This is a genomic window from Cellulomonas sp. P24 (assembly GCF_024704385.1).
Classification (GTDB): domain Bacteria; phylum Actinomycetota; class Actinomycetes; order Actinomycetales; family Cellulomonadaceae; genus JAJDFX01.
The window spans coordinates 2,343,714-2,368,784 of the sequence record NZ_JAJDFX010000002.1 but is presented as its reverse complement, the minus strand read 5'-3'; the positions used below and the strand labels follow the sequence as shown (position 1 = coordinate 2,368,784).

Below are 25,071 nucleotides of genomic sequence, written 5' to 3'. Positions count from 1 at the left end.
CGTCCGTGCGACCTCAGGTCACCCCTTGACGCTCCCGGCCAGCAGGCCGCGCACGAAGTAGCGCTGCAGGCTCAGGAACACGATCAGCGGGATGACGATCGTGAGGAAGCCGGCAGGTGCCAGCAGGTCCAGGTGTGCGCCGTAGCTGCCCACCAGGCTCTGCATCCGCGCGGTGACGGGCTGCATCTCGGGACTCGTCCCACCGAACGTCTTGGCGACCAGCAGGTCGTTCCACACCCAGAGGAACTGGAAGATCCCGAACGAGGCGATCGCCGGCATCGACAGCGGCAGCACGATCGAGCGGAAGATCCGCAGGTGCGAGGCACCGTCCACACGAGCCGCCTCCATGAGCGACGCAGGCAGCTGGGCGATGAAGTTGTGGATCAGGAAGATCGCCAGCGGCATCGAGAACATCGTGTGCGTCAGCCAGATCTGCGCGATCGTGCCGTTGATGCCCGGTGAGGGGAGAACGGTGATCCCGAAGATCTGCAGCCCGTGGACGTAGTACTGCTGCAGCGGTACGAGGGCCATCTGCAGCGGGACGACCTGCAGCGCGAAGATGCCGAAGAAGATGAAGTCGCTGCCCTTGAACCGCATCCACGCCAGCGCGTACCCGGCCATGGACGCGATGAAGATCGGGATGATCGTGGCCGGGATCGTGATGGCCAGGGAGTTCACCAGCGGGATGGCCAGGCCACCGCCACCGGTGAGCACCTCGTTGTACCCCGACAGGCTGAAGCTCGGGTGGACGAAGGCCTCCCACCACCCGGTCGTCGCCGCGGCCTCCCGGGACCGGAACGAGTTGACCAGCAACCCGAACGTCGGGATCGTCCAGATGATGCCGATGAATACCGCCGCGGCCGAGGCGAGCGAGCTGCTGAAGGCCTTGCGCACCGCCTTGACGGCCGCCTGTCCCCTGAGCGGCTGCTGGACCTTGGCGGCGGGTGTCGTCGTCGTCGTCATCGGATCTCCCGCTCTCGGCGCAGCGTGCGGACGTTGTAGTAGATGAGCGGGGTGACGGCCAGGAAGAGGATCACGGCCAGGGCGCTACCCCGGCTGACCTGGTTCGTCACGAACATGTCGGCGTACATCTGCCGCGCGAGCACGTCCGTGCTGAAGTTGCCGTTGTTCAGGGTGAACACGATGTCGAACACCTTCAGTGTGGTGATCATCACCGTGGTGATCACGACCACGAGCGTGGTGCGGATCATCGGGATCTGCACGGTGCGGAAGAGCTTCACCCCGGACGCGCCGTCGAGACGAGCGGACTCGATGATCTCGTCCGGGATTCCCTTGAGCGCGGCACCGAGGATCACCATGGCGAACCCGGCCTGGATCCAGATCATGATGACCATCTCGAGGAAGGTGTTCAACGGCACCGTGATCAGCCAGTTCGGTGGATTGCTCCACCCCAGCTTCATGACGACCTGGCTCAACAACCCGGTCTGCGGCAGGGACGGTGCCTTGTAGTTGTAGACATAGGCCCAGATCACCGAGGCACCGACGAACGAGATCGCCGTCGGCAGGAACACCATGGTCTTGGGGATCGACGCGTACTTCATGCGGTCGACCAGGAGGGCCATCAGCAGCCCGACGAACACCGCCGCGGCCGGGACGATCAGCAGCCACAGCACGGTGCGGATGATCGTCTGCTGGGTGTAGGGATCGGTGAACGCGTGCGCGTAGTTCTCCAGCCCGATGTACTTGGTCTTGAGCTGGCCGAGGAACTGCTGGTTCCTCAGGCTGTTGTTGATCGTCGTGATCGCCGGGATGATCAGGCCGAGGAGCACCAGGAACAGCGCCGGGCCCAGGCAGATCACGATGGCGATCGGCTTCTGGAGGCGGCCCGTCACCCGTCCGGCGACGAAGAAGACGATCAGCAGGATCGCGAGGAACCCACCGACGGCCTCGACGACGCCGAACAGGGTAGAGGCGGCCTGCCCGAGGGTGCTCGACGCCAACGCAACGTAGGCAGTGGTCATGACGGACCCCTTTGTCTGTCTCGCTTCGAACTGGACGGCACAGGTAGATACAGCTGGATACAGCCCAGGTGCTTCGGTCCGCGGGTCGCGCCCGCGGACCGAAGCACCTCAGGACTCACTCATGTTCTACCGGTGACGTCAGCTGGTCGGCCAGGCAGCATCGATCTCTGCGGCGACATCCTTGATCGACTTGCCGCTGCCGAACCAGTCCACCATCGCCTTCCACTCGGCACCGGCGCCGACGGCCGCCGGCATGGCGTCCGAGGCGTCGAACCGGAAGGTGGCCTTCGGGTCGGCCAGGTACTTCGCCGAGATCTGGTCGATCGGGTCGGTGTAGAGGGTCTGGTCGACCTTCTCGTTGGCCGAGACCCAGCCCGGTGCCACCTTGATCCGGCTGTCGGCCCACTCCGGGCTCGACAGGTAGTTCTGCACGGCCTGCGTGGCCGGGTCGTCAGCGAACGCGGTCACGAACTCGCCGCCGCCCTCGACCGGGGTCGAGACGGACGGGTCCACGGCCGGCAGCTTGAACGCGAACACGTCGCCGTCCGGGCCGACCTTCGTGCCCTTCGGCCACTGCGCCTCGTAGAACGACGCCTGCTGGAGCATCCCGCACTCGTTCTTGAGGATCGGGAGACCGGCGTCCTGGAACGTCGTGGTCGCGATCGTCGCGACGTTGCCGACGCCACCGTTCACCCACGCGGGGTTCTGCAGCCAGTCGGCCACGGTCTGCATGGCCTTCTGGATCTGCGGGTCGGAGAACTTGACCTTGTGGCTGATCCAGTCGTCGTACACCTGGCCGCCGTAGGTCCCGAGCACGACCTCCTCGAGCCAGTCGGTGGCCGGCCAGCCGCTCGCGGTGCCGGAGCCGATGCCACCGCACCACGGCTTCGCGGTGCCGCTCATGTTGGACGCCATCTTGGCGGACAGGGCCATCATGTCCGCCCACGTGGTGGGCACGGTGTAGCCGTTGTCCTTGAAGTACTTCGGCGAGTACCACACGAGCGACTTCATGTTCGCGCTCATCGGGGCGGCGTAGAACGTGCCGTCGACCGAGCCGTAGCCCTTCCAGGCGTCGTTCCAGTTCGCCTCGTTGGCGACCGTGCCGGCCGGCGGCTTCTTCACCGTGCCGGTCGCCACCATCTGCTGGAGCAGACCGGGCTGCGGGATGATCGCGAGGTTCGGCGCGTTACCGCCGTTGACCTTCACCGGGAGGTCGGACTCGAACGTGTTGGACCCGGTGTACTGGATGGTGATCCCGGTGCACTTCTCGAAGTCCGCCCACGACTTGTTGAGGGAGTCGGACTCCGGGCTGAGGATCGATCCGAACATCGTGACGGTCGAGCCGCTGTGCCCGGCGTAGGCCTGGTACTGAGCGCAGTCGCCCGTCAACGTCGGGACGGCAGATGCCGAGGTGCCGGTGTTGCTCGAGCCGCTCGAACAACCTGCGACGGTGGCCAGTGCGGCAACCCCTGCTGCTGCTGCGGCGAGTCGTGAGTTTCGCTTCATGTCTTTCCTTCCCAGTCGCGGCCTCTCTGGCGCGACAGGTGGTGGTCACTGCAAACGCTTACACGAGCAGGTCGATCTTGGCATCCACCGACCTCCTGCCGTCAAGTCCAGGGACGTCACGATTTCGTCACAGACCTCGTCTCCCGGCCGCGGTGGCCTCCGGAGGGGTCGCGTCAGCGAGACGGGGTCGCGTGCGTGCGCGGCGGCGCCGTCGACGTCCTCACGACCAGCTCGGTCGGGAAGACCACCTGCTCCGGCGCCGGCGTCCCGGTGATCATCCCGAGCAGCAGGGCCGCCGCCGTCGTGCCCTGGTCCTGGGCGGACTGCGCCATCGTCGTGAGCCCGACGAGCTCGCCGAGGTCGTGGCCGTCGATGCCGATCACGGAGAGGTCCTCGGGCACCCGGAGGCCGAGGTCCCGCGCGGCGAGGATCGCCCCCATCGCCATCTCGTCGGACGCGGCGAAGACCGCCGTGACGTCCGGACGCCGGGCGAGCAGCTGCCGGGTCGACTCGCGCCCACCCTCGACGTCGAAGTACCCGTTGACCTCGAGCTCGGCGTCCGGCGGCGCCCCCGCGCGGGCCATCGCGTCGAGCCATCCCGAGCGCCGGTCCACCGGCGGGGCCCACGGCGCGTTGTCCTGCGGCGACCCGGTGATGTGACCGATGACCACGTGGCCCAGCGACAGCAGATGCTCGGTCGCCACCGTCGCGGTCCGGAAGTCGTCGACGCGCACGGTCACCTGGCCGGCGGCGCCCGTCCCGATGAAGATCACCGGGTGACCGAGCCCGAGCAGCGCATCGACCTCCGCCTGGTCGAGCGGCATGCCGACGACGATGATCCCGTCCACGCGCCGACGCAGCACGTCGGGATCGACCTGGCGGCGGCGCCAGTCACGCGGGATCTCGAACGTGTACAGCAGCGCGTCGAAGCCCTCGGCGCGCAGCGCACGCTCCGCGCCGTCGATCACGTTGGAGAAGAACCAGTGGTTGACCCAGGGCGTCAGGAGCCCGATCGTGCGGGTGCGCCCGGAGGCGAGGCTCGCGGCGACGGGAGACGCCACGTAGCCGAGGTCGCGGGCCGCCTGGCGAACCCGGTCGCGGGTCGCCTGGGAGACGTGCGGGAGGTCGCGCAGCGCGCGCGAGACGGTCGCCGTCGATACGCCGGCGGCTCGCGCCACGTCCTCGATGTGCGCCACGGACGCCGATTGTGCCCCCGGACGGGGCTGGGGTCCACCTGGCGACCTGCGCGAACGCGCTCTCGGGCGTGAAGGGTCAGGCTAGCAGCGACTGTAGGAGCGCTACCACACCATCGTCCTCGATGGTCCCGGTGACCTCGTCGGCGACCTCCCGGACACTCACGTCCGCATGCCCCATCGCGACGCCACGCGCGGCCCAGTCGAGCATCTCGCGGTCGTTCCCCCCGTCGCCGACCGCGATCGTCGCGGCAGGCTCCACGCCCAGTCGACGCCTCAGCTGCTCGAGCGCCGACGCCTTGGTGACGCCGTGCGGGGCGATGTCCATCCAGGCCGTCCACCCGATCGCGTAGCTCACGTCGGCGAGGCCCATCCGGTGCACGACCTCGTGGAACTCCTCGCTCGTCTGACCGGGGCTGCGGACGACGAGGCGCGTCACGTGCACGCTGCAGAGGTCGTCCATGTCGACGACGGACTGCACCCCACTCAGCTCCCCGTCGGGGAACGGCGCGCTCAGCCGGAAGCCGACACCGACCTCCTCGACCGCGAAGAGCGCACCCGGGAGCTCGGCATGCAGGAGCCGCAGCGCCGGACCCGGGTCGAACGTGACCTGGTCGACGACCTCGTAGCCGCCCTCGAGGTCCGCGTCGAGCCGCACGGTCACCGACCCGTTCGAGCAGACCACCCAGCCGTCCGTGATCCCGAGCTCGTGCGCGACCGGCACGGTCGCATGGACCGAGCGGCCCGTCGCCAGGACGACGTGATGGCCGTCGGCACGCACCCGGGCCACGGCCTCCCGGGCGTCCTCCGACAGCTCGCCGGCGTACGTGACGAGCGTGCCGTCGACGTCGAGCGCGACGAGGTGCGGGACCTGGCCGCCCGGGAGCGGTGGTACCGGGGTCACGGGGTCACCGGCTCGAGGACCTCGAGGCCACCGAGATAGGGCCGCAACCCCACCGGCACCCGCACCGAGCCGTCGGCCTGCTGGTGGTTCTCCAGGATCGCCACGATCCAGCGCGTGGTGGCCAGCGTGCCGTTGAGCGTCGCGACCGTGCGGGTGTCACCCGCCTCGGTACGTTCGCGCACGTTCAGTCGCCGCGCCTGGAAGGTGGTGCAGTTCGAGGTCGAGGTGAGCTCGAGGTAGCGGTTCTGCGTCGGGAGCCACGCCTCGCAGTCGAACTTGCGGGCCGCGCTCGTCCCGAGGTCGCCCGCCGCGGTGTCGATCACCCGGTACGGGAGCTCGACGAGGCCCAGCATCCGCTCCTCCCAGCCGAGCAGCCGCTCGTGCTCGGCAGCGGCCTCCTCGACCGGGACGTAGGCGAACATCTCGACCTTGTGGAACTGGTGGACCCGGATGATGCCGCGGGTGTCCTTGCCGTACGAGCCCGCCTCGCGGCGGTAGCACGCCGACCACCCGGCGTACCGCTTCGGGCCGGCCGACAGATCGACGATCTCGTTCGCGTGGTACCCGGCGAGGGCGACCTCCGACGTCCCGACCAGGTACAGGTCATCCGCCTCGAGCCGGTAGATCTCGTCCGCGTGCGCGCCGAGGAACCCCGTCCCGGCCATGATCTCCGGCTTGACGAGCGTCGGGGTGATCACCGGGGTGAAGCCGGCCGCGATCGCCTGGTCCATCGCCGCGTTGAGCAGCGCGAGCTCGAGGCGCGCACCGATCCCCGTCAGGTAGTAGAACCGCGCACCGGACACCTTCGCGCCACGCTCGGTGTCGATCGCACCGAGACGTTCACCCAGGTCGAGGTGATCGCGGATCGCGAAGTCCGGGCCGTACTCGGCCGCGAAGTCGCGCGGCGTCCCCTCGTGCCGCAGCACGACGTAGTCCGCCTCGCCGCCCGACGGGACTCCGGGCTCGATCACGTTCGCGATCCGTCGCGCGGCCTCCTCGAGGACCGCCGCAGCGGCGTCGCTGTCCGCCTGGAGCGCCTTGACCTGCTCCGCGAGGCTCTTCGCGTGCGCAAGGAGCCGATGCTTCTCCTCACCCTGCGCCTGCGCGACCTCCTTGCCGAGCGACTTCTGCTCGGCGCGCAGGCGCTCGAAGTCGGTCAGGGCGGCACGGCGGCGTGCGTCCGCGTCCAGCACGACGTCCACCAGCCCCGGGTCATCACCCCGCGCCACCTGGCTCGCACGCACGGTGTCAGGGTCATCACGGAGCAGTCGCAGGTCGATCACCCCCCGAGGGTATCGAGACTGAGCGACACCTGCCGTCACCGCCTACCGTGTGCACCATGACCTCGGAGAGCATCCTCATCGCGCTCGTGGCCGCGGTCGCCGCCACCGCGCTGGTCCTCGCCGTCGTCGTCTTCCGTCGCCAACGCCGGCTGATCCTGACAGCCACGGGTGACCTCCAGCCGACGTCACCGTCCCGGGACCTCGTCCACGAGGTGCAGGAGCGGGGCGACCTGGTCGCGTTCGTCGCGAACCCGACCAAGCCCGACGTCGCCGGCCTGCGCGACGCGGTGCGCGCCGCCTGCGAGGACCGCGACCTCCCCGAGCCGATCTGGTTCGAGACCACCGCCGAGGACCCGGGCGTCGGGCAGACCCGCGAGGCGGTCCGCCGAGGGGCGGACGTCGTCGTCGCGGTGGGCGGCGACGGCACGGTCCGGGCGGTGGCCGAGGCGCTCGTCGGCAGCGGGATCCCGATGGGCCTCGTGCCGATGGGCACGGGGAACCTCCTCGCGCGGAACCTCGACATCCCGCTCTCCGACCCGGAGGCGGCGATCCGCATCGCGTTGACCGGTCGCAACCGGAGCATCGACGTCGGCTGGCTCACGCTCGACGGACCCGATCAGGACCCTGACGCCCCCCGGACCGAGCACCTCTTCCTGGTGATCGCCGGCCTCGGCTTCGACGCCGCGATGGTCGCCGACACCGACGCCACCCTCAAGGCGCGCGTGGGCTGGATGGCGTACTTCCTCGCCGGCGTGCGACACCTGCACGGCACCCGCTCCAAGGTGCACATCCGCCTCGACGACCGGCCGCCGGCGACGGCCCGGCTGCGCAGCCTGCTGGTGGGCAACTGCGGCCGTCTGCCCGGTGGGATCACGCTCCTGCCCGACGCCCTGGTCGACGACGGGTGGCTCGACATCGCCGCGATCGACACCCGTGGCGGGCTGGTCGGCTGGGCCCAGCTCTTCGGCGAGGTCGTGCTCCAGGGCTACGGCGTGCGCACCGGCCTGCCGGCGAAGATCGGCCGCATCGACCACGCACGCGCCCGCAGGATCCGGCTGCTGGTCCCCGCGGGCGAGCACGTCCAGGTGGACGGCGAGGTCCTCGGGCGCGCGACCGAGGTCGACGTCCGGGTGGACCCGGGAGTCCTCGTGATGCGGGTCCAGGCCGACGCCCCGGAGCCGTCGGCCGCCTGATCCCCCCTCGGCGGGTCCGGCACCCGACCGCAGCGCCGGTCAGCCCGCTCGACGGCCTCGCGCGGACCGGCTCAGGACGTGCGGCCGGCGCGGAGCGCCTCGACCCATCGACGGGCGTCGGTGAAGTCGGTGTCGGCCGTCCCGGTCCGGACGACCGTCGGCGGCGCGTCGGCCGCCGGGTAGGAGCCGAGGAACCGCACGTGCGGGCACACCCGGTGCAGCCCCATGAGCGTCTCCGCCATGCGCTCCTCGGCGATGTGCCCCTCGGCGTCGATCGAGAACGAGTACCGGCCGAGCGCATCACCGATCGGTCGGGACTCGATCCGCGAGAGGTTCACGCCGTGCGCGTCGAACTGCTCGAGCATCTCCAGCAGCGCACCCGAGTTGTTGTGCGGCAGGTGCACGACGAGCGACGTCTTGTCGGCGCCCGACGGCGGCGGGACGGTCCCCGGGTGGCCGACCACCACGAACCGGGTGACTGCCGATGCGTTGTCGGCCACCCCGGTCGCGATCGCGTGCAGCCCGTAGTGCTCCACGGCGGGCGGCGGCACCAGCGCGGCGTCGAAGCCCAGCTCCTGGCCCGGCTCCGCCAGCAGGACGGCCGGCGCGGTGTTCGACGTCGTCGGGACGTGCACCACACCCGGCAGGTGCGCGGAGAGCCACCGACGGCACTGCGCCCACGCGTGCGGGTGCGCCGAGATGCGGCGGACGTCCGACAACGCCACGCCCGGCCGGGCCGCCAGGGTGAAGTTCACCGGGACGAGCACCTCACGGATCACGACGAGCGGATCGCCGGTCGCGAGCGTGTCGAGCGTCGCCGACACGCTCCCCTCGACCGAGTTCTCGATCGCGACCACGGCGAAGTCCGCCACCCCTGCGCGCACCGACTCGATCGCCGCGACGACGTCGACCTGCGGGAGGTACTCGGCGGCATCGGCCGGGACGACCAGGCGCAGTGCCGCCTCGGTGAACGTGCCGGCCGGCCCCAGGTACGCGTAGCGCGGACGGGTGGTGGCGTCGCCAGTCACCGGACAACCTCCTCGGACGGGCCCGGACGGGCCACGGGGCAGCAGGACGTGCAGGACGCACGGCACCGCCAGCCTAGATGTTCCCGTCCGGCGGCCGGCTACCCGTGACGGCCGAGCCGATCGCGCCACCCGGACCGGGCCGAGCCGCCCGCCGGGTCCGTGCTCGCCGTCACGCCGGGCGTCCACGGCAGCAGGGCCTCGTTGTCCGCACCGGGTGGCGGGATCCGGCGGATCAGGTGCCGGGCGATCCGGTGGACCAGGTCCGGGTTCTGCGTCACGACGACCTCGATCGGTCCGGCCACCACCGACGGGTCACTCCACCCGAGGACCGCGAACGGCCCCTTCTCGCACAGGATGACCAGGAACCGCTCGTCGGCGAGGGGGTCGTCGTGCAGGACCCGGACCCCCCGGAGGTCGGGGAGGCTGGGGATCGGGAGCACGGGCAGCCCCTCGCCGAACAGGACCGCCAGGAGCGGCGGGCTCTCCAGCTCGGGGTAGCCCGCACCACGTTCCTCCTGGGGCCGGTCGTCGCGACCGCCGCACGCCAGGATGACCGGCGACGCGCCCGGGACCAGCGCGGTCCGGTACACCAGCTGGGCCAGCTCGTCGACGTGCGCGAGGTCGATCGTGCGCGACGGGAGAGCCGCGACGATCGCGAACGGTGAGCCCGCCGCCGGCTCGTCGAGCTCGGCAGGGGCGAGCGGGACCGTCGCCCGCGGCACCCGGTAGTGGTCCTCGAGCGGACCGGGCACGCCGATGTGGTACCCCTGCCCGTACGCGGCACCGAGGGCGCGAGCCCACTCCGCGTCGTCCTCGCTCTCGATCCCCTCGACGAGCAGCGAGGCACCGGTGAGCTCGATGTGGGCGAGCACGCTCATCGTGATCGCCGAGGCGTCCTCCGGGCTCCGTCGCCGGAGCTGCCGCAGGTCGAGCTTGATGACGTCCGCACCGATGACCGGCATGACGGCCATCGAGTCGCGGCTCACCCCGACGTCGTCCAGCGCGATCCCCCACCCCGAGGCCCGGGCGCGGTCCACCACGGCCAGCAGCCCCGCCGGGTCGGTCGCGAGCGCCCGGTCGTTGACCTCGACGACGACCCGGAGCATCGACTCCGCGCGGGTCACCGCGACCAGCAGATCCGGTGGGCACGCGACGGAGAACGTCTCCGGCTCCACGTTGACGAAGAGCGACAACGACGGTGGCAGACCCGAGGCGACGACCGCCTCGAACGCCGCCGCCCGGCAGATCCAGTCGAGCTCCGCGACCCGCCCCGCGCGGCGCGCTGCGGCGAACAGCGCGCTCGGGTCCGCGAGCGCGGTCCCGTGCGGTCCCCGGGCGAGCGCCTCGAGACCGACCACCTCACCCGACTGCAGGTCGACGATCGGCTGGAAGACCGCGCCGACGTCCCGGCGGGCCAGGACGCCGTCGAGCGCCGCATCCTGCGCCGCGTCGTCCGACGCCGTCCCGCCGGAGTCCCCTCCACCCGCAGCGCTTCCCTGCTGCCCGTCCGATGACTGCACCACGCCCTGCTCCTCTGCCCCGACTGCGCACCCGGCCCCGCGGTGCCGGGACCATCGTGCCCCGCCGTGGCGGTCGACACACCACCCCACGCCCTGGACCGTAGGCTGACCGGGTGTTCACCCGCGCCCCGCACGGCCCGCGTGCGGGCCGGCCGCGCACGGACGGGCCACGCACGGACGGGCCACGCATGAACCGGCCACGCATGAATCGGCGCGGACGCCTGCGGCGGGTGACCCGCACCGTCGCACTGGTCCTGCTCGCCGGCGTCGGGATCGCCGTGGCCGGACCCGCAGCCGCGTCCCCGAGCGGCACGACGACCACCCACGCTCCGTCGAGCGTCCGCACGGCAGCCGCCGACGGGCACAAGGTCGTGCTCATCGGCGTGACGGGGCTCCGGTTCGACGATCTCGACGCCCGCGCCACACCGACCCTGTGGTCCCTGACCCGGGACGGTTCGGTCGGCTCGGTGGTGGTGCGGAGCGTCCACGCCACGGCTTGCCCGGCGGACGGCTGGCTCGCCGTCTCGGCCGGCACGCGCGCCGCCGACCTGCCCGCCGCCGACCTGCCTGCCGCCGACCTGTCCGGCGACGGCACCTGCCGGACCCTGCAGGTCCCCGGCACCGACGCCACCGTGCCCGGGTGGGGCGACTACCTGACCGCAGCGGCGGACTCGGGCTACGACGCGCGGCTCGGCCTCCTCGGGGACAGCCTCGCGACCGCGGGAGTCCACGCCGCAGGCATCGGCCCCGGCGCGGCGATCGCCCTCGCCCGGTCGTCCGGGCGCGTGACGTCACCGATCGACGCCGTCCCGGCCGACGCGACCGACCTCTCGGACCTCGTCCGCACCGACCTCGGGATCGCCGAGCTGCTCGTCGTCGACCTCGGGACCGTGCGCGACCCCGGCCCGGAGTCCGCGGGCACCGCTCCCGTCGCGGCGCGCCCCGCCCAGGTGGCCGCCCTCGACACCCGCGTGCATGCCGTGCTCGCCGGCGTGCCCGACGGGACCACGGTCGTCCTGGCGTCGATCGCCGACTCGGGCCGGCAGCCGCACCTCCAGCTCGCGGTGGCCACCGGACCGGGCGTCGTGCCCGGCGGGGCGGCGTTCGGCGGCGGGTGGCTCGCCTCGACGTCGACCCGCCAGCCCGGTCTGCTCCAGACGACGGACCTCACGCCGACCCTCCTCTCCGGCGTCGGAGCCCAGGACGCGGCACCGGCCGGGGTGCTGGTCGGCTCCCCGGTGACAGCCGGTCGCGGACCGACCCGCGCCGAGGCACGCATCGAGGCGCTGGTCGACCAGGACCGTCACGCCCAGGCGACCAGCCGGACCTCCGAGCCGTTCTACGTCGGGTTCGTGCTGCTCAACCTCGTGCTCGGCCTCGCGGTCGTGATCGGCCTGGACGGGCGTCTTCGGTGGCGGCGTCGCGCGACCGCAGATGTCACGTCCGGTCCGTCGCCGCGCGCCCACGTCCCCGGGCGGGTGCTCGTCGCGGTGCGGGTCGCCGGCGCGACCGTCGCCGCGGTCCCGGCGGCGTCGTTCCTGGCGAACGCGAGCCCCTGGTGGCGTGCCACGTCCCCGGCCGTCGTGCTGCTGGGGCTCACTGCCGGCTGGGTCGCGGTGATCGCCGGGCTCGCGCTGATCCCGCCGTGGCGGCGCTGGGGCTTCGGCCCGGCGGGCGTCGTCGCCGCTGCGACCGCGCTGGTCCTCGGTGACGACGTCGCGACCGGCGCGACTCTGCAGCTCTCGGCGCCGATGGGTGTCCAGCCTCTGCTCGGTGCCCGCTTCTACGGCTTCAGCAACACGGCGTTCGCCCTGTTCGCGGCGGCCGTCGTGATCGTCGCGGCAGCAGGGGCGAACGCCCTCGTCCGCCGGGGCCGTCGGCGCCTCGCGGTCGCGTTCGTCGCCGCCGTCGGGCTCGGTGCGACGGTGCTCGACGGCCTCCCCGGTCTCGGCAGCGACCTCGGAGGACCCCCGGGGCTCGTCCCCGGCTTCGCCGTGCTCGCCCTGCTCGCCGCCGGCGTCCGGCTCACCTGGCGACGGGTGCTGGTGGTGCTCGGCGGAGGCGCCGGCGCGGTCGCGTTCTTCGCGGTCCTGGACTGGTTGCGGCCCGCCGACTCGCGCACGCACCTCGGCCGGTTCGTGCAGACCCTGATCGACGGTGGCGCCTGGCCGGTCGTCCAGCGCAAGGCCACTCAGAACCTCCACACCCTCGCCGGGAGTGCCCTGTCCCTCACGGCGACCGTCGCCCTCGTCCTCGCCCTGGTGGCCCTCATCCGCACGGTCCGTCGGGCCGCGCAGACATCGGACGGAGGCGCGTACGCCTGGCTCTCGGGAGGGGCATCGCTGCGGCTGCTCCGCGCCGATGCGCCGATGGCCGGACCTGCGGTCATCACCCTCGGCGTCGTGCTCGGGATCGCGTTCCTCGTGAACGACTCCGGGATCGTCATCCCGGCCGTCGGCCTCGGCGTGGCGTTCCCGCTGCTGATCGCCACGACGGCGAACGGGGTGCTGCACCTCCGCGCGATCCCTGCGGCCGAACGGGACCCGCAGCCGTCGGCGTGACGGCCCGGGTCAGCGGACCCCGAACCAGCAGGTCAGCAGGTCATCGGGCCATCTGGTCACCAGGCCACCAGGTCAGCGGCCGGTCAACGCCTCGTCGCGGAACCGTCCGGCCGGCCACCGCCCAGCCGCCTGCCATCCGAGCGCGAACCGTGCGACCGCGAGCCGCGCGTAAGCCCCACAGCGCTGCGCACGCGCCGGGCGCTGATCGCGAGCACGACGTCGCGGTACTGACCGCCCCGGTGGAGCTGGCCGCGCAGGTCCGAGCCCGACGGCCGGTGCCGCAGGTCGCACGGGATCTCCCGCACCACGAACCCCTGCCGCAGCAGGTCGATCGTCATCCCGGTCTCGACCCCCCAGCCGTGCGCGAGCGGCGTCGCCGCCTCGAACGCGGACCGCGTCAGGCACCGCGTCCCGGACAGCGGCTGGGTCGGCGTCCACCCCGTCATCGACTGGATCGCCCGACGCGCCGCGCCGACCACGATCCCGCGCCCACCGGCACCCGGCTGCGGGGGGAGCAGGGCGATCGTGAAGTCCGCCTCGCGATCGAGGACCGGACCGATCAGGGGCGCAGCGTTGACCGCCGTCTCCCCGAGGTCGCCGTCGAGGAACAGGAGCAGACGCGCGGGCCGGTCGGGCGCGTCCCGCATCGCGACGACCGCGGCTCCGGTCTCCATCGCCGCGGCCTTCCCCCGGTTGTGGGAGTGCCGGACGACGACCGCGCCCGCGTCCCGCGCGACGTGCTGCGTGTTGTCCTCGCTGCCGTCGTCGACCACGAGGACCAGGTCGACGTGCGGGATCGCGCGGGCGGCGCGGACCGTCGCGGCGATGCGCCGGGACTCGTCCTTGGCCGGGATGATCACGGCGACGCGCTGCCGGTGGACGGTCCTGCTGACCAGGGGCTTCGGGCGTGCGGACGGCACCGGGCGGTCGGTGCTGCCCGGGTTGTCGACGGTGGGGTCGGCGCCGGCGGAGGTCACGTCCTCAACCCTAGCGAGTGCACACCGCGGCAACCCACCGAGGAACGCACCGGCCCTGTCACGGTCCGGCAACGACGCGACCGGTCAGCGCAGCGTGACCTGCCGGGCCACCAGCCCGGCCCGCGCGCGGCGCTGGTTCGCGTCGAGCGGTGACGTGTCGGCCAGGGCCGCCTCGAAGCCCGCGGAGAACGCCTGGACGTCGGGCTCGACGTCGTCGGCCTCGACGCCGCGCGGGAGCTCCCACACCGGGACCACGAGGCCGTTCGAGCGGAAGTACCCGACGAACCGGGCCGTGCCGATCGCCGACTCCCGGCGCGCGTGCAGCCGAGCCAGGCCGTCCAGGACGACCTGCTCGTCCTCGGCGCGCGCCCAGCGCAGGAACTCGCGCCCACCCATCCGGCACCAGTACGCCGACGGGACGCCGCCGAGCTTGCGGGTCGGGACGATCGTCGCGTCGGCCTCCTCGAGGGACTGCCGGACGTCGTCGGTGATCTCGGTGTCCGGAGCGAGCCAGTACTCGAAGCCCTCGTGCACGGTGACCTCGAACGGGACGGTGAGGTCGAGGACGTCCTGCAGCCGCGGTCCGGGCCCCGGCGCCGTGGTCGTCTCGACGGCGGTGCCGGGCTCGAGCTCGATCGCCTCGAGGAGCACGGCCGCGAGGTCGCGGCTGAGGTCTCCCGTGCCGGCGTTCGTCTGCAGGGCGAGCAGCACGACGCCGTCGGACCGGTGCAGCGCCGGCCAGCCCATCGGCAGGACCGTCGTGATCAGGACGTCGCGCGCGCCGTACTCGGCAGTCGTGCGGGCGGGTGCGGTCGCGGCGGGGACGACCTCGCGCATCGCGACCCAGTCGGGCTCGCTGGGGAGCCCCTCGAACGGGCGCAGCACGAACTCGGAGATGGTGGCCATGGGCAGCGAGGCTACCGGTAGTTGCCGGCTCGCGTCGGACCGCACCCCGCCGCCGAGCGGGCGACCGACACGCTCAGACGACCGGGAGCCCGGCGCCCGCCCAGGCAAGCATGCCGCCGTCGAGGTTCGCGGCCTCGTAGCCACCCTGCTCGAGCCAGGCCGTCGCGCGGGCGGACCGGCTCCCCGACCGGCACACGACCACGATGCGCCCGTCGACGGGGATCTCGGCGATGCGCCGGGGCAGCTCACCGAGCGGGATGTGCAGCGCACCGGGCGCGTGCCCGGCGTCCCACTCGTCCTGCTCACGGACGTCGAGAAGCGTCGTGCCGGGTGCGATCGGCGCCGCCGGGTCGAGGTCGCTCACCAGGACGGTGCGCACCGGGGACGAGAACATGAGGCAACCCTATGACGGGACTCGGCACGGGCGTCCAGCGCCCGGTCGTCAGCGCTCACCTGGTGGACACCCGGGCGGTCCCGGACAGGTCCGCGCACGACCGTCGGAACCGGTCGGCCCACGACCGTCGGGACGGGACTGTGCGTGGCACCGGCCGCAATGGAAGGATCGCGCCATGGACCCGCGCGCCGGTACCCCCGCCCAGCCTTCCGACCTGATCGACGTCGACGCCGTGATCGGCGCCTACTACGACCTCTCGCCGGATCTCGACGACCCGTCCCAGCGGGTGGTGTTCGGCACCTCCGGGCACCGCGGTTCGAGCCTCGACTCCGCGTTCAACGAGGCGCACATCGTCGCGATCACGGCGGCGATCGTCGAGTACCGGCGCAGCCAGGGCACCGACGGCCCGCTCTTCATCGGGCGCGACACGCACGCGCTCTCGCTGCCCGCCTGGCAGACGGCCCTCGAGGTCCTCGCCGCGGCCGGCGTCGAGGTCCACGTCGACGCACGCGACTCGTTCACACCGACCCCGGCCGTCTCGCACGCGATCCTGCTGCACAACGGCGCCACGACGGCTGCGGGCGTCCGGACCGGCGCCGACGGATCGGGCTCGGGCCTGGCCGACGGGATCGTCGTCACCCCCTCGCACAACCCGCCGCGCGACGGCGGCTTCAAGTACAACCCCCCGCACGGCGGGCCCGCGGGCTCCGAGGCCACCGGGTGGATCGCCGACCGGGCGAACGAGATCCTGCGGACCGGCGTCGGGCAGGTCCGGCGGGTGCCGCTCGCGACGGCCCTCGCCGCCGACACCACGCTCAAGCACGACTTCCTCACCGCCTACGTCGACGACCTCCCGTCCGTCGTCGACCTCGACGCGATCCGGTCCGCGGGAGTCCGCATCGGCGCCGACCCGCTCGGTGGCGCGTCGGTCGAGTACTGGGCGGCGATCGCCGAGCGCCACGGCCTCGACCTCACCGTCGTCAACCCGACCGTCGACCCGCGCTGGGCGTTCATGACGCTCGACTGGGACGGCAAGATCCGGATGGACTGCTCGTCGCCGTCGGCCATGGCATCGCTCGTGCACGCCATGCGGCCGGGCGCCGACGGGACCGCGGCCCCGTACGACATCGCGACCGGCAACGACGCGGACTCCGACCGCCACGGCGTCGTCACCCCGGACGCCGGGCTGATGAACCCGAACCACTACCTGGCGGTGGCGATCGACTACCTGTACTCGGGCGCACGTCCGGGCTGGCCCGCCGGTGCGGCGATCGGCAAGACGCTGGTGTCGTCGTCGCTGATCGACCGGGTCGCCGCGCGGATCGGCCGTCGGCTCCTCGAGGTGCCGGTCGGTTTCAAGTGGTTCGTGCCGGGGCTCCTCGACGGGTCCGTCGGCTTCGGCGGCGAGGAGTCGGCGGGCGCGTCGTTCCTGCGGACCGACGGACGCGTGTGGACCACCGACAAGGACGGGCTCATCCTCGCGCTGCTCGCCTCGGAGATCCTCGCCACCACCGGGACGTCGCCGTCCCAGCGGCACGCGCAGCTCGTCTCGGAGTTCGGGGAGTCCTGGTACGCCCGGGTCGACGCCCCGGCGACGCTCGAGCAGAAGGCCACCCTCGGACGGCTGTCGCCCGAGCAGGTCACCGCGACGTCCCTCGCGGGCGAGGCGATCACCGCGAAGCTGACGACGGCGCCCGGCAACGGCGCGTCGATCGGCGGCCTCAAGGTCACCACCGAGAACGCGTGGTTCGCGGCCCGCCCCTCCGGCACCGAGAACGTCTACAAGATCTACGCCGAGTCGTTCCTCGGGCCCGACCACCTGACCCAGGTCCAGGAGGCCGCGAAGCAGGTCGTGTCCGACGCGCTGGGGTGACCGACGCGTGACCACCGGGTGAGATCGGCGTCCAACCGGGTGAGAGACTGGGCGGGTGTTCACGCCCTACCGTGAGGTCCTGTCACGGCCGGGCGCGCTGGCATTCTCGTCCGCAGGTGTGATCGCCCGGCTCCCCATCTCCATGGTGGGCATCGGCATCGTGCTGATGGTGTCGTCGCTGTACGGCTCATACGGCTTGGCCGGTCGCGTCTCGGCTCTCTACGTCGTCACCCAGGCGGTCGCCTCCCCGCAGCTCGCGCGACTCGTCGACCGGCACGGCCAGGCCCGGGTGATGCGGCCCGCGATCGCGGTCTCCGCCCTCGGGCTGCTCGGCCTCGTGGTCAGCGCCCTCGTGCACGCCCCGTCGCTCGCGCTCTACGTCGCCGCCGGCGTCACCGGCGCGACGATCGGGTCCTTCGGTGCGCTCGTGCGGGCGCGCTGGTCGCACCTGCTCGACGACGCGCGCGACGTGCACACCGCCTACTCGCTCGAGTCCGCGCTGGACGAGCTCGTCTTCATCATCGGACCGGTGCTCGCCACGTACCTCGCGACCGGCGTGCGTCCGGTGGCGGGCCTCGTGGTGCCGATCGTCGCGATGATCGGCGGGGGGTACTGGTTCCTCGCGCAGCACCGGACGCAGCCGCCGACGCGTGCGCTCGCCCACGGGTCGCGGCCGGGCAGCGTGCTGCGGTCACCGGGGATGGCCGTGGTCGTCCTGGTGTTCGTCGGGATGGGGTCGATCTTCGGTGCGACGGATGTCTCCACGGTCGCGTTCGCGGAGGAGCAGGGCAGCAAGTCCTCGGCCGGCATGATCCTCGCGGTGTTCGCCTTCGGCTCGATGATCTCGGGGCTCGGGTACGGCCTGCGGCACTGGTTGTCGCCGCTGTGGAAGCGGTTCGCACTGGGGATCGTGCTCCTCGCCGTCGGCGTCTCGCTGTTCTTCCTCGTGGCAAGCCTCCCGGCGCTGGCCGCGGTCATGTTCGTGACCGGCTTCTCGATCGCGCCGACCATCATCAACGGCAACGGCCTGGTCCAGTACTTCGTCGGCGCGGAACGCCTGACCGAGGGGCTGACCTGGATCGGGACCGCGCTCGGCCTCGGGGTGTCGGTCGGGTCGTCGATCGCCGGCAACTTGATCGACGCGCGGGGCTCGCACGGCGGATTCCTCGTCGTCGTGGCCTCAGCGGTGTTCGCCGTCCTGGCGACGCTGGTCTCGCTGCGGACGTTGCGCGCGGGGACGGCCGAGCTCCGCACCCACGATCTGGACCGGCGGGGCACGGTCGACGAGGCTGTGCCGACCGGCGACGCCGCAACCGCCTGAGCCGGACGGCGGGTGCAGCGCCCGTCGAGCCGGTGGTGGGGGTGGCCGTTCCTCCCTTTGCGTCGAGGTGTGAGAATCGCGGCCAGACCGGTTGTGCGGGCGCCTCGGGAATGCGCTGTCATGCCGATGAGCGGGCGGCCATCCGGGATGCTCAGGTAGTCCTTCGACCGTGCCGTGCTCCTTCGCGGTCGCGTGCCTGAACCTGTACCGGGGAAAGCTCCCGGCGAGACTGCTCACCGGGTGGGTGTTGCGGGACGTCAGGAGACGCGCGCGCCCGCTGACCTATCCCGTTCCCGAAGGACGTCCTCCCTACGGGGCTCATCGTGGGCGCCCCAGATTCACAGCGGCAGTACGTCCGACTGATGTCTTCCAGATCCAACCGCCGGCATTCAGGAGGGACGGGCAGCAGAAGCCATGACGCGTCGGACGCGGTCGAACCCCGCGATGGAGCGCACTCCCTCGTCGTGGAATGACACCAGTGCCGGGTCATCGCGCGGGTCGAGCGCAGTGGCCTCCGTCCACATCGCCCGTTCCGCTTCGCGCCAGTCGGCGCGTTCTCGCACGTCGACGTCGACGAAGCCGGCCCCCTCCAGCCCCCCGCGGAGATCGACCTTCCGCAAGCGATCCGGCACGGCGGCGTCATCGGGATCGACTGGTTCCCAGCAGGTCAGTACGACGCGACCGCCCGGGCGCAGGATCCGTGCGATCTCCGCGTACGCCGCCGCCGGCGCGTGGGGGAAGTGGATTGCGTCGACGACAAGAACGGCGTCAGCGGCGCCACCGGCCAGATCGGTGGCGACGAGGTCACCGACCCGATACTCAGCGTCGATCCCCCGCCTGGCGGCTTGGGCTCGTGCCGGCGCAAGGGCGGTCGGGGCGAAGTCGATGCCCAGTACGCGAGCCCGCGCACGCGACGCGATCTCGAGACCATAGCCACCACGGCCGCAGGCCAGGTCGACCAGCAGCTCACCCGAGTTGAGATCGAGCGCTTCGGCGACTTCAGCGATCCCGTCCCAGGTCAGCAAGCTCGTCGAGAGCAGTTCCGAAGGCAGCCCCAGGTGACGCTGCTGAATCTCGTCCTTGAGCGACGCCCCCGCCATCTCGGCGTACCACCGACTGAAGTACGCCGCTTGCTCCGCGTGTTCCTCCACCATGGCTGACAGTATGCCGGGCCGGACCATCGGCCCCGGGGGCGCGCATGGTCCCGCCCAGACCTGGTGGCGAGATTCCTCACATCTGCCGCCCACCTCGATCCCAGATGCCCTTCCCCCCGCGGAACAGTGCCGCCCTGATCCAGGCCCACCGCTACACGGTCATGCCGCTGTCGGGGCGGCTACGCTCGCCCGGTCATGCCTCTGCGCGGGTTCGTCGGCGGCAGGCGGCGTCGGGTCCGGCTACTGGAGTGGATCGAACTGGTTCCAGAGTTGGCCACCGGGAGCGATCGCCCTCAGGCTGAGCGCACTCCCTTCACTCATGAACTGCACCGCCCAACACTCGCCAGGTCGCCCGAACTCGATCTGATAGCCGTCACGGAAGCCGCGTTGATTCGTCATCGACCAGGCCCAGATCGCCCCGCATCCGACCAGGGTCTGCCACGGTTCGCGCGCGCTGATGTCCTCCTGATACGGCGAGGTTGGTTGCCCGACGTGGATGCTGATCGTGTCGTCGTCCGGCTCCGCGGTGATCACGACCGATGCTCGTTCGAAGTTCAGGCAGTACTCATCGAATCGGTGCCCGTTTCCACGGTCGTCGGCTCGGAGGGCCCACGCCCCGACTGCAGAGACCAGTTGACCGAACTCGTCGATGTCAGACAGACCTGATCCCGTCACGTCGATCCCTTCCGTTTGAGTCGGGCACGCCACCGCGGAAGACGCTACGCGTTTTCCCACCGCGCACGCCTTCATCAGCCCGCGACGACGCCGCCACATCACACCACCGTTCGCACGGTCCGCTGTCCGGCACGGCGGCACAGTGTCTCGCTCAACCCGCATAGAGGCACCGGGTGAGAGTGTCGGGATCACCGCGCCCCGGAAGCACGGCCTTGATCGCCGAGAAGTCCATCCCTCCCCGGAGGGTCGCCCCCATCGCCCGTCCGTGCGGGCGAGGCCGGCCTAGCCGTCCGGGCCGCGCGCCAGGACGGCTTTGATCAGGGCGGCCACCGCCTCGGTTGGAGGCCTCGGTTCGTGGCACAGACTGGCCCGCATAGCGTCGTCGTCGAGGCACCACTGGACCATGTCTGCTACCTCCCAGATCTGGCCCCTCAGCTCTGGCCTGTCGATCTCGTGGGGCACCGTGAAGGTGCCGTCATCGTCGAGGTCGACGTAGAAACCCCTTTGCTTCGCCTGGTTGTTCACGTGGGCCAACTTCTGGTGGTAGGCAACGAGGAACTCAGGGGCGTGCTCCCTCACCACTTCAACTTCGATAGGCCCCGACGAGCTGAAGCCCGTGCTGGACGAGCTGGCCCCGGTACCGTCCGGGACGTCGATCATCGCGGTCCAGAAGTCGGTGGCCTGCATCAACTTCGGGATGTGACGACGCGCATGCTGGCGCAGTTCAGGCACTTCGCTGGGCGTCGCGTCTCCGTCGCCCCAGGCGCTCCGGAATGCGTTGTGGACCCAGATCGCCTTACCGACTTCTTCCTGCGCGAGGACAACCAGAGACTGCGCGCGCGGGGATGGGAACAACATGTCCGCCTCAACGACGATCCGCGCCGCGTTGTCCAAGAGCGCCAGCCAGAACGCGCGGGCGGCCGCTGGAGTCATCGTCGTCATGTCGCCAGGCTAGAGCTCTGGACCGCACCGAGGGCGGCTACGCTCGCCCGGTCCTGCCGCGCTTAGGGTGGCTAAGCTCGCCCGGATCTGCCGCAATTCGCGCTCCTGCCGATGTGCGGTGGCTTCGGTCGGCGACTGCAAGACTGCGTTCCATGGGCGAGATTCAAGTTGTACAAGTCAATGAACGTGATTCCGGATGGGAAGACTCTCGCCCCAGATTCAGGGTCTACTTGCACGGCAGTGGCCCAAACTCCACCTTTGGGTGGACTGACACCTACGACGTGACCGGAGCTGACGTTCTCCAGGTCATCGACTGGGCGCAGCGGCAGGCCGGGGATTCGCTCACGTATGCCGTGGCCTTGGTTCATGACGACCCGGCACGGGGCCAGATGCATCCAGGATCCGGTCGAGGTGTGGTGTGGCTGGTCGGGATGGACGGCAACACCAACCCGGTCACTCCTGAAGCAGCCGACACTCTTGACCGCATGCTGGCACGTCGTCGAGAGGCAGTCGGGGTGCCGTTGGCTGACCGCATGCCCGCCGGCGCTCCAGACCCATACAACGACGGCACTCGACGCCGCTGAACCATCTGGAACTGCCGCGATCCGGGCGGACCGCCTCACACCGCCGTGCGAGGGGCCGCTCAGTCGGTGGCCGCGTCGCCCGCGGTGTCGGCGATCGCTTCCCGCACCTCGGTGACGAGCTCGCGCATCCATCGTTCTGCCCCGGCCGGGTCGTGGGCGTGCACCGCGTGGGCGACGCCCTCGTGCGCGTCGAGAGCCGCGGGGACCGGGTGGGCCGGCATGAGGCCGTGGTGCGTGCGCCCGGCGAGGACCTCGGCGACGAAGTCCTCGAGCGCACCGAACATGCTGTTGCCGCTCGCGCGGAGCAGCAGGCTGTGGAACGCGATGTCGACCTCGAGGAACTCCGCGAGCATCCCCGCCTCACCGAGCGCGCGGAGCCGACCGGCCAGCTCGACCAGCTCGTCGCGCTGCTCCGCCATCGCCCGACGTGCCGCACCGGCCGCCGCAGCAGGTTCGATCGCGATGCGCAGCTCCGTCAGGTCTCGGAGCTGTGCGCCGCGGCCCGGCCCGTCGAGCCGCCAGCGGATCACGCGTGAGTCGAGGACGGTCCACTCGGCCGACGGTCGCACGACGACTCCGACGCGACGGCGCGACTCCACGAGGTTCATCGACTCCAGGATGCGCATGCACTCGCGCATGACCGTCCGGGAGACCTGGAACCGTGCCTGAAGCTGTTCGAGGGTCATGACGGCACCTGCGGGCAGCTCTCCCGCGACGATCTCCTGGCCGAGGGTCTCGAGCACCGAGCTGTGCAGGACGGTCACCATCGCTCCTCTGCCCTGACCTTCCCGAGTTCGTGCCGCTCGTCTGCCGCTCGTGTGCGGCACGTGTGTGCCTCGCGCGGGTGCCGACATCGTCTCATCCCAGGTCAGGACGGGACCCGGACGCACGTCCGGGGGCGGAGGTTTCGCCCTCGACCGAAAGGTGCTACCTTTTCCGGCGAACCACTGAAAGGTGACACCTTTCGTGGTGAACGCGACCGGTACCCACCGGGGCGGGCGATGTCGAGGAGGACACCGTGGATCGAGAACCGCAGCACCTCGTCGTGATGGGCGTTGCCGGATCGGGGAAGACGACGGTCGCCACGCTGCTCGCGGCGCGCCTCGGCTGGACGTTCGCCGAGGCGGACGAGTTCCACCCGCAGGCGAACATCGACAAGATGAGCGCCGGCATTCCGCTGACCGACGACGACCGCTGGCCATGGCTCGAGGCGATGCGGGACTGGCTCACGAGCCAGGCGGAGGCCGGACGCTCCACGGTCGTGACCTGCTCTGCGCTCAAGCGCGCCTACCGCGACGTCCTGCGCGGCGCCACCGGGCGCGTGCGGTTCGTCCACCTGGCCGCGCCCGCCGCCGTCATCGGCGACCGCCTCGGGCACCGCAGCGGTCACTTCATGCCCGTCTCGCTGCTCCCGTCCCAGTTCGAGACCCTGCAGCCCCTGCTCTCGACCGAGGACGGGGTCACGGTCGACGCCGAGGGTTCACCCGATGTCGTCGCCGAAGCCGCCCTCGCCGCTCTGGGCCTGGCCGCCGACCCCTCCACGACCTCGGCGCCATGACCGAACCAGCACCACACCGCCCACCTCGACAGGAGCAATGATGCCCACCCTGCCCTTTCTCCACTCCGTGGCGACGACAGCCGTCGCCGCTGCCGCACGACCGACGAACGCCGGTGACACCCAGCTCGTCGTCGCCGCCCTCGTCGGGATCGCCGCGATCGTCCTCCTGATCGTCTGGCTCAAGCTGCACCCGTTCCTGTCCCTCACGATCGGGGCCGCTCTCCTCGCGGTCGTCGCCGGCATCCCCTACACGAGTGCCTTCACGAGCTTCGCGAACGGCCTCGGCGCGACGGTCGGCAGCGTCGGCATCCTGATCGCGCTCGGCGCGATCATCGGCAAGATGCTGATCGACAGCGGCGGCGCCGACGAGATCGTCGACACGATCCTCAAGCGGACGTCCGCGAACCGGCTCCCGTGGGCGATGGCCCTGATCGCGTTCGTCGTCGCGATCCCGCTGTTCTTCGAGATCGGGCTCGTGCTGCTGATCCCCGTCATCATGCTCGTGGCGCGTCGGGCCAAGGTGTCGATGATCCTCGTCGGGATCCCCGCCCTCGCCGGGCTCTCGGCCCTGCACGGCCTGATCCCGCCGCACCCCGGACCCCTGATCGCGATCAGCGCGCTCGGCGCGAACCTGGGCCTGACGCTCGGTCTCGGCCTGCTCGTCGCAATCCCCACCGTCGCGATCGCCGGCCCGCTGCTCGCCAAGCCGATGGCGCGGTGGGTCCAGCTCGCTCCTCCGACGTCGATCCTCGGCGAGTCGCCGAAGGACGAGAACGCCCCCCGTCCGCGGTTCGCCGTCGCCCTCGGTGTCGTCCTCCTGCCGGTCGTGCTGATGCTCATGAGCACCGTCATCACGGCGACCGGGAACCAGAAGAGCTCGCTGGGCAAGGCGCTCGTCTTCGTCGGGACCCCACTCGAGGCCCTGCTCCTCACGACGCTCGTCGCGCTCGTCGCACTCGGCACCGCGCTCGGCCGGACCCGCTCGACCGTCAGCTCGCTCGTCGACTCCTCGTTCGCCCCGATCGCCGGCATCCTGCTGATCGTCGGTGCCGGTGGCGGGTTCAAGCAGACTCTCGTCGACTCCGGCGTCGGCGACGTCGTCGCCCGCTCGCTCCAGCACACGTCGATCTCGCCCCTCATCGCCGGCTGGCTCGTCGCGGTGCTCATCCGGCTCGCGACCGGGTCCGCCACGGTCGCGACGATCACCGCGTCCGGCATCGTCGCCCCGCTCGCCGCGGGTCTCAGCCCGACGCACACGGCGCTGCTCGTGCTCGCCGTCGGCGCCGGCTCGGTGTTCCTCAGCCACGTGAACGACGCCGGGTTCTGGATGGTCAAGGAGTACTTCAAGATGAGCGTCGGCCAGACCTTCAAGACCTGGTCATTGATGGAGACGGTGCTGTCGGTGACGGCGCTCGGCTCGATCATGCTGCTCAGCCTGGTGATCTAGCCGGGTCGTCCGGCAGGATCCCCGCACCCCGGGTGCCACCGTCGGACTCCCCGGGACCGCACGACGCACG

The 25,071-nt window shown here is 71.4% G+C and carries 22 protein-coding genes; 7 read left to right on the top strand and 15 right to left on the bottom strand.

All coding sequences use genetic code 11. From position 1 onward, the window contains the following. Nucleotides 1-18: 18 nt before the first annotated feature. From LJB74_RS11025 to serS, 6 genes are all read right to left on the bottom strand, one after another. A complete protein-coding gene (locus LJB74_RS11025; RefSeq protein WP_259308574.1) occupies nucleotides 19-963 on the bottom strand; it encodes a carbohydrate ABC transporter permease in 945 nt (314 codons plus the stop codon). After that, complete coding sequence (locus tag LJB74_RS11020) at nucleotides 960-1,982, bottom strand: carbohydrate ABC transporter permease (RefSeq protein ID WP_259308573.1); 1,023 nt, start codon at nucleotides 1,980-1,982, stop codon at nucleotides 960-962. Before LJB74_RS11020 ends, LJB74_RS11025 begins: the two co-directional genes overlap by 4 nt. A gap of 138 nt (nucleotides 1,983-2,120) precedes the next feature. Beyond that, nucleotides 2,121-3,488 (bottom strand): ABC transporter substrate-binding protein, encoded by a 1,368-nt coding sequence (locus LJB74_RS11015; RefSeq protein ID WP_259308572.1) that lies wholly within the window; start codon nucleotides 3,486-3,488, stop codon nucleotides 2,121-2,123. A gap of 173 nt (nucleotides 3,489-3,661) precedes the next feature. Next, entirely contained in the window at nucleotides 3,662-4,684 is a 1,023-nt protein-coding gene (locus LJB74_RS11010; protein ID WP_259308571.1) for a LacI family DNA-binding transcriptional regulator, read from the bottom strand. A gap of 76 nt (nucleotides 4,685-4,760) precedes the next feature. Further along, on the bottom strand, nucleotides 4,761-5,585 hold the full coding sequence (locus tag LJB74_RS11005) for an HAD family hydrolase (protein WP_259308570.1): 825 nt from the start codon (nucleotides 5,583-5,585) through the stop codon (nucleotides 4,761-4,763). Next, on the bottom strand, nucleotides 5,582-6,868 hold the full coding sequence (gene serS / locus LJB74_RS11000) for a serine--tRNA ligase (RefSeq protein WP_259308569.1): 1,287 nt from the start codon (nucleotides 6,866-6,868) through the stop codon (nucleotides 5,582-5,584). The genes LJB74_RS11005 and serS overlap by 4 nt, the downstream gene beginning before the upstream one ends. A 56-nt stretch (nucleotides 6,869-6,924) precedes the next feature. Between serS and LJB74_RS10995 the strand changes: the two genes are divergently transcribed. After that, nucleotides 6,925-8,061 carry a diacylglycerol kinase family protein gene (locus tag LJB74_RS10995; protein ID WP_259308568.1) on the top strand — a complete coding sequence of 379 codons (1,137 nt, stop codon included), beginning with the start codon at nucleotides 6,925-6,927 and terminating at the stop codon, nucleotides 8,059-8,061. Nucleotides 8,062-8,132: 71 nt separating this feature from the next. Here the strand turns inward: LJB74_RS10995 and pheA are convergent, their stop codons facing one another. Both pheA and LJB74_RS10985 read right to left on the bottom strand, forming a co-directional pair. Further along, the gene (gene pheA, locus LJB74_RS10990; RefSeq protein ID WP_259308567.1) at nucleotides 8,133-9,089 is read right to left on the bottom strand and encodes a prephenate dehydratase; all 957 of its coding nucleotides are present in this window, start codon (nucleotides 9,087-9,089) and stop codon (nucleotides 8,133-8,135) included. A gap of 98 nt (nucleotides 9,090-9,187) precedes the next feature. After that, nucleotides 9,188-10,612 carry an EAL domain-containing protein gene (locus tag LJB74_RS10985; RefSeq protein WP_259308566.1) on the bottom strand — a complete coding sequence of 475 codons (1,425 nt, stop codon included), beginning with the start codon at nucleotides 10,610-10,612 and terminating at the stop codon, nucleotides 9,188-9,190. A gap of 227 nt (nucleotides 10,613-10,839) precedes the next feature. On the opposite strand from LJB74_RS10985, the gene LJB74_RS10980 reads away from it, so the two are divergent. Then, nucleotides 10,840-13,170, top strand: a complete 2,331-nt coding sequence (locus tag LJB74_RS10980; protein ID WP_259308565.1) for a hypothetical protein — start codon at nucleotides 10,840-10,842, stop codon at nucleotides 13,168-13,170. Between the two features lie 83 nt (nucleotides 13,171-13,253). On the opposite strand, the gene LJB74_RS10975 is transcribed toward LJB74_RS10980, so the two are convergent. From LJB74_RS10975 to LJB74_RS10965, 3 genes are all read right to left on the bottom strand, one after another. Further along, nucleotides 13,254-14,090 (bottom strand): glycosyltransferase, encoded by an 837-nt coding sequence (locus LJB74_RS10975; protein WP_259310343.1) that lies wholly within the window; start codon nucleotides 14,088-14,090, stop codon nucleotides 13,254-13,256. A gap of 141 nt (nucleotides 14,091-14,231) precedes the next feature. Then, nucleotides 14,232-15,053: a DUF5926 family protein gene (locus LJB74_RS10970; RefSeq protein ID WP_259308564.1), complete on the bottom strand. Its 822-nt coding sequence runs from the start codon at nucleotides 15,051-15,053 to the stop codon at nucleotides 14,232-14,234. A gap of 73 nt (nucleotides 15,054-15,126) precedes the next feature. Beyond that, nucleotides 15,127-15,447 (bottom strand): rhodanese-like domain-containing protein, encoded by a 321-nt coding sequence (locus tag LJB74_RS10965; RefSeq protein ID WP_259308563.1) that lies wholly within the window; start codon nucleotides 15,445-15,447, stop codon nucleotides 15,127-15,129. 175 nt (nucleotides 15,448-15,622) lie between these two features. Here LJB74_RS10965 and pgm point away from each other — a divergent pair, with 175 nt between their 5' ends. Both pgm and LJB74_RS10955 read left to right on the top strand, forming a co-directional pair. Then, nucleotides 15,623-17,320, top strand: coding sequence for a phosphoglucomutase (alpha-D-glucose-1,6-bisphosphate-dependent) (gene pgm, locus LJB74_RS10960; RefSeq protein WP_259308562.1), 1,698 nt, complete (start codon nucleotides 15,623-15,625; stop codon nucleotides 17,318-17,320). Nucleotides 17,321-17,375: 55 nt separating this feature from the next. Then, complete coding sequence (locus LJB74_RS10955) at nucleotides 17,376-18,641, top strand: MFS transporter (protein ID WP_259308561.1); 1,266 nt, start codon at nucleotides 17,376-17,378, stop codon at nucleotides 18,639-18,641. Between the two features lie 389 nt (nucleotides 18,642-19,030). On the opposite strand, the gene LJB74_RS10950 is transcribed toward LJB74_RS10955, so the two are convergent. The 3 genes from LJB74_RS10950 to LJB74_RS10940 all read right to left on the bottom strand — a co-directional run bounded on the left by LJB74_RS10950 (nucleotide 19,031) and on the right by LJB74_RS10940 (nucleotide 21,412). Further along, on the bottom strand, nucleotides 19,031-19,795 hold the full coding sequence (locus LJB74_RS10950; RefSeq protein ID WP_259308560.1) for a class I SAM-dependent methyltransferase: 765 nt from the start codon (nucleotides 19,793-19,795) through the stop codon (nucleotides 19,031-19,033). 240 nt (nucleotides 19,796-20,035) lie between these two features. Further along, a complete protein-coding gene (locus LJB74_RS10945) occupies nucleotides 20,036-20,545 on the bottom strand; it encodes a DUF6334 family protein (protein ID WP_259310342.1) in 510 nt (169 codons plus the stop codon). A 207-nt stretch (nucleotides 20,546-20,752) separates the two neighbouring features. Further along, nucleotides 20,753-21,412, bottom strand: coding sequence for an AbiV family abortive infection protein (locus tag LJB74_RS10940; protein WP_259308559.1), 660 nt, complete (start codon nucleotides 21,410-21,412; stop codon nucleotides 20,753-20,755). Nucleotides 21,413-21,693: 281 nt separating this feature from the next. On the opposite strand from LJB74_RS10940, the gene LJB74_RS10935 reads away from it, so the two are divergent. Beyond that, complete coding sequence (locus LJB74_RS10935) at nucleotides 21,694-21,996, top strand: hypothetical protein (protein ID WP_259308558.1); 303 nt, start codon at nucleotides 21,694-21,696, stop codon at nucleotides 21,994-21,996. Between the two features lie 59 nt (nucleotides 21,997-22,055). Here LJB74_RS10935 and LJB74_RS10930 read toward each other — a convergent pair whose 3' ends face one another. Beyond that, nucleotides 22,056-22,763 (bottom strand): FadR/GntR family transcriptional regulator, encoded by a 708-nt coding sequence (locus LJB74_RS10930; RefSeq protein WP_259308557.1) that lies wholly within the window; start codon nucleotides 22,761-22,763, stop codon nucleotides 22,056-22,058. Between the two features lie 251 nt (nucleotides 22,764-23,014). On the opposite strand from LJB74_RS10930, the gene LJB74_RS10925 reads away from it, so the two are divergent. Together LJB74_RS10925 and LJB74_RS10920 are read left to right on the top strand one after the other, a co-directional pair. Then, nucleotides 23,015-23,554: a gluconokinase gene (locus LJB74_RS10925; protein ID WP_259308556.1), complete on the top strand. Its 540-nt coding sequence runs from the start codon at nucleotides 23,015-23,017 to the stop codon at nucleotides 23,552-23,554. A 37-nt stretch (nucleotides 23,555-23,591) separates the two neighbouring features. After that, nucleotides 23,592-25,001: a GntP family permease gene (locus LJB74_RS10920; protein WP_259308555.1), complete on the top strand. Its 1,410-nt coding sequence runs from the start codon at nucleotides 23,592-23,594 to the stop codon at nucleotides 24,999-25,001. The last annotated feature ends 70 nt before the right edge of the window (nucleotides 25,002-25,071 follow it).